This window comes from Nostoc sp. T09 (genome assembly GCF_002154695.1).
In the GTDB taxonomy this organism is placed as follows: domain Bacteria; phylum Cyanobacteriota; class Cyanobacteriia; order Cyanobacteriales; family Nostocaceae; genus Aulosira.
The window spans coordinates 1-4,812 of the sequence record NZ_MTAV01000209.1; the positions used below are offsets into that span (position 1 = coordinate 1).

3 protein-coding genes are annotated in these 4,812 nt (G+C 39.8%); all 3 read right to left on the reverse strand.

All coding sequences use genetic code 11. The features are described from left to right. Window positions 1–116: 116 nt before the first annotated feature. Window positions 117–1,181 carry a glucokinase gene (locus BV372_RS31535; protein WP_086690961.1) on the reverse strand — a complete coding sequence of 355 codons (1,065 nt, stop codon included), beginning with the start codon at window positions 1,179–1,181 and terminating at the stop codon, window positions 117–119. A 1,251-nt stretch (window positions 1,182–2,432) separates the two neighbouring features. Next, window positions 2,433–3,548 carry an ABC transporter permease gene (locus tag BV372_RS31540; RefSeq protein ID WP_086690963.1) on the reverse strand — a complete coding sequence of 372 codons (1,116 nt, stop codon included), beginning with the start codon at window positions 3,546–3,548 and terminating at the stop codon, window positions 2,433–2,435. A 122-nt stretch (window positions 3,549–3,670) separates the two neighbouring features. Beyond that, window positions 3,671–4,540, reverse strand: a complete 870-nt coding sequence (locus BV372_RS31545) for an Npun_R2479 family HD domain-containing metalloprotein (protein WP_086690964.1) — start codon at window positions 4,538–4,540, stop codon at window positions 3,671–3,673. Between the last annotated feature and the right edge of the window lie 272 nt (window positions 4,541–4,812).

Below are 4,812 nucleotides of genomic sequence, written 5' to 3' on the forward strand. Positions count from 1 at the left end.
TAATACGTGTTTGCTTTCCGACGAGTAGTAGTGGAGGTCATAGTTATATTTCGTAGATATAGTAAGATTGTTTGCTCAAAGATTTGCAATCATTACACGGCTAATCTTCAACACGTTTAGCTAAAAGTTAGTTGGTCAGCACACAAAGCTGCTCCAATTAATCCAACTTTGCGATTTAAGACAATATGAACAGGCATCTGCTTCAATAGAGAATTCATCCGCCCTTTGTCCAAGAATGCTTGCATAAAATTCCCTTGCTGCATCAAGGGTAAAATTTTGATAGCAATACCACCTGCAACATACAGCCCTCCGTAAGGCAGGAGTTTGAGCGCCAGGTTTCCGGCTTCTGCACCATAAGCCTGCACAAACAACTTCATTGTTTGTTGACAGAGGTAATCCTGCTGTTTGATTGCAGCTTTAGAGATTTCCGCAGCTAAATCGACAGTTTTGTGTTCCTTGCCAATTTCTTGCTCCCAAATTTTGAAGACTTCAGCCAAGGTAGGAGATTCTTGATAAATCTGGCGATCGCGCAGAAACTGGTAAATTGCGACAATTCCCATTCCCGAAACTACGCGCTCCACAGAAACCCGGTTAATGTTGTATTTCTCCAATAGGTATCGCAATAACTGAAACTCCAGTTCTGACTGTGGGGCAAAGTCTACATGACCACCTTCAGTAGCGAACACTCGATAACGTCCAGCTTGCGGAATCACAAACCCTTGTCCTAAACCTGTCCCTGCTCCGATAACTGCGATCGGGGCATTTGCATCAGGTGTACCGGGCTGGAGAGTATGCAAATCTTGCTCAGACATACCCAAGACCCCATAACCAACAGCAACAAAGTCATTGATTAAAGTAACCAAGGGCACCTCTAACTCTTGCTTGAGGCGGCCAGCCTCTAAGACCCAACTTAAGTTGGTTAGCTTAGAGGTATTGTTAACTACCGGGCCCGCAATCCCGAAGCAGGCTTTTTCTGGAGTAAGCTGACCTCCAAGCTGTTGGGCTGCTGCTAGAAATTTACGTACCATCGGCACTAGATCGGGAAATTCCTGACTAGCGTATGTCTGCTCGAACAAGGTAGTTTGCTTAGGTAAGCCCTGAACTGTTTTTTGCTGTTCTGATTTGACCAACTGTAAAATTGTTTTGGTACCGCCAATGTCTCCTGCTAGTACGATAGTCATTTTATATTTGCCCCCTGCGAAATTCCTATTGCTAATAGGTTGAGCTAGATTTATAGCTCCTCTTCATGCAAAAAATCATTTATTTTGTTATTACATCGCCACAGAAAAAGTCCTCTAGTTTTGAACTAGTGGAGAGTGAGTATTTGAGTTGGAGCTAGTGTCAGCCAACCTACTTAAATTTTCTGTAGAAATGTTACTACGCCAAAGCATCTGTCACTGTTTGTGCATCAGCCAATAACAATACCCAAAAAATGTCTAATTCGTAGTTTGTCAAACCAACTTTGAAAGCAGTAGCTGACTACGAACTAGTCATAGTCTGGGTAACAAAATACTGGTATATAAAATTTTTAGTTGGCTCGGTAGTCAATATTGAATCACTGCTAACAATTTAATTGCATAAATTGCAAATTAAATGTATGTCAGCTATTAACGTTGCAGAAAATTTATCTACAATTAAGTAATTGGATATTACATGGTATTAAATACCAACTAAACCTATTGTCTGGTTCAATTTTTTAACTTCTGATTTGGGTTTATCAATCTAGATTAACCTTTACTTAATCTAAATGAAATATAAAAATAGTCAGATTTATCTCACCCTAAAGTTAGATGTTCTAAACAATTAATCTTTTTTATATCTAAAGTTGAAATAGTAAAGTTAGCTCTCCAAACTATCAGAATATATTTTAAGAAATGTTACGACAGCCAAGCAGATTTACTGGGCAATAAATTTACTTATATATTACCTGGAGAGTAACTTATACAGTAATTTTCAGTTTTCATGAGCTAGTAGCTGAAGATTAAGTTTCTATTTGCCTATAGAGAGAATTTATTTAATTCAGATTATTATTAACTAAAAAATTTGTTAGCAAAAACAATTTAAAGTCTAAAAGCTGCAAACAATCAGGGAATGGCTCAAGTTCTACAATTCTGGATTTTAGATTTTGCGGAAAGTTGCCAGGAGGGTTTCCCTCTGTAGCAAACTTTTCAAGACAGATTTTGGATTGCGAAACATCTATTGGATAAGCATTTCAAATTTCCATCTGTCGCCATCATTTTTCAAATTGGTATTATTTCGGTTCGCCGCTTTCTGATGTACAACCACACAGTGCAGCAATTGTGCGCTCGGCTGCAATGAATTTGCGCCTGGTTTAAATGCCTGCTAGTAGCCAAAAATGGTAAAAGCACAACAATGTTGTGCCCTTACAATAGATTAAGTTTAAATAAATGGAAAAAGGTTGTAATTTCAACCTAACGTCGCAAACTCCGAGGATCGAGTGCATCTCTTAACCCGTCCCCCAGCAAATTGAAAGCAAGCACAGTGAGGATAATTAGCAACGCTGGCGGCCAAATTAACCAAGGTTGCAGTACCAAAATTGAAGCATTACTTGCCAAAGAGAGCATATTACCCCAAGAAGGGTCTGGTTGTTGAATTCCTAAGCCGATGAGACTCAATACAGCTTCGGCGCTAATGAAACTGGGAACAGATAAGGTTGCAGAGATAATCACATAAGTAGCAGTTTGTGGCAACACGTGACGGAGGATAATATATAGCGGTTTACCTCCCATTGCTCGTGCTGCTTGGACAAATTCTCGCTCTTTAATTGAGAGCACTTGTCCGCGAATTACTCGTGCTAAACCTGCCCAGCTAATTACCGAAGTAATTACCACAATCAATAAAAAGCGCTCAGTGCTGCTTAAACCTGCTGGTAATACGGCTCCCAAAGTCACCAAAAGATAAATGCTAGGAAAAGTCATCAGCACTTCTGCTAGACGCATGATGATGGTATCAGCCACACCGCCAAAATAACCAGAAATACCACCGATCAGCAAACCGAGAGGGTAGGTGATGATAACGCCAAAAATACCGATAAACAGGCTAATGCGACCTCCATGTACTAAACGGCTGAATTGGTCGCGGCCTTGATCGTCAGTACCTAAGATGTTGAATTTTGCCTCCCCAGTGGTGCCAAACAAATGCCAATTTAAAGGTATACCAGGGATAATAGTAACTTCGTCCCATTTCGGTGGCAGTGGTAAACTGAGCTGCAAAAATCGGTACTCTGGTCCAGAGACAAATAAACGCAGAGGTGAGGGTTTTTTGTAGTCTACGAGCAGTTTGCGATCGCCTGTTTCTAAGTTTGTGTCTCCCTGAGTCGTAGGATAAGTATGGGGACCGATAAACTGCCCTGAGGGTGAAGCCCAGTAAATCTTGGTTGGTGGTAGCAACGAACCATTGGGTTGTGACGCATAAGGATCATAAGGAGCGACAAAATCTGCGGCAATTACCGCTAAATAGAAAACTAATAGCAAAATCGCCCCAGATCGCGCCAAAGGATTCTTTTTAAGTCGTTGCCACCAATCCATAGTTTTGTTAAAGTCAAGGGTTAATAGTGTAATAGTCAAGGGTCAAGGGTTAATAGTCAACCCCTGTGGAGAATTCAAAATTCTCAGGCCAGCATAATTAATTTTAACTCTTGACTTTTTGACTAATAACTATTGACTACATACCGCTGTTCTTCTTGTTGTTTGTCATGTTCTACAACAAACACATTGGAGTAAAGATTAGCCAGAATTTGTTTACCTTGCTGTGTTAGTGATAGATAACGTAATGCATCTTGGACGTAGGGATAAACTCCATTCCAGTAAAATTTTGCGTAATTCTTACGTAAATCGGCTGGGGTTTGATAACCTAAAACTTTATTCATCCCAGTTTCTTCAAACTCATAGAATAAAGAAGTAATTTTCTTTAAGTAACGCGGATCGCTTAATTGTCCAATCAAATCAGCTGCTCGCACTAAACCAGCAAAGTTATTTGTATCTTGATGATCTTCCGCCGCCGGAACAGGGAACCTAGTTAATTCAATATTAATTTTAATTACCTCGGCATCTATTAACTTGTGCCCACCAAAACGTTCATCAATAAAAAGTTTGGCTCTATCAACATGATAGGGTATGAGACTGGCATCAGAAGCACCAGCAGGCAGAGAAATCATTCTGTCATTTTTACCTGTAGCATATAAGCCTTCAGTCTCTTTGTCTTGCCGACAAACTCCCTTAACATAGCCAATATCATGACAGACTAAGGAGATAATAAAATGTAACCAATCGTCACTGGAAACACCACCTTCGCGGATATGTTTACCGCGTAAGATTTCTTGTCCTACAAGAGTAACAAGAATAGTGTGTTCGACATTGTGATACAAGGCGTCACTATTGGCAATATTTTCCAAGGCCATACTACCAGCCCAGGCAATGATATCTTGATAATCATTTTTGAATGCGCCATAGGTGCGACGATAGCCTTCGCGAATTTGATTAACAAAAGAATCAATTAAAATTTCAGTAGCATTGAACATATGTGGTTACTCACTCGGATAAGAATTCATTAATTATTTGCAAAAATGCAAGATTAGCGCCAAGGTGGCGGAATTGACGAAAATGCAGGTTTTCTCCTTTGTAGGTTAATGAGAGTTTTTAGTGCTAGCCATTTTTATATTTTTCCCAAAAGATAGCCTATTCTTTCATCGCCGTGCAAAAGATTTATCGGGAACATGAAGCAAATAGTAGGTTGATATAGCAATCCGGAATGATTCATGAGAAAATACTGAGAGGAACTGAAGGTAGCGTT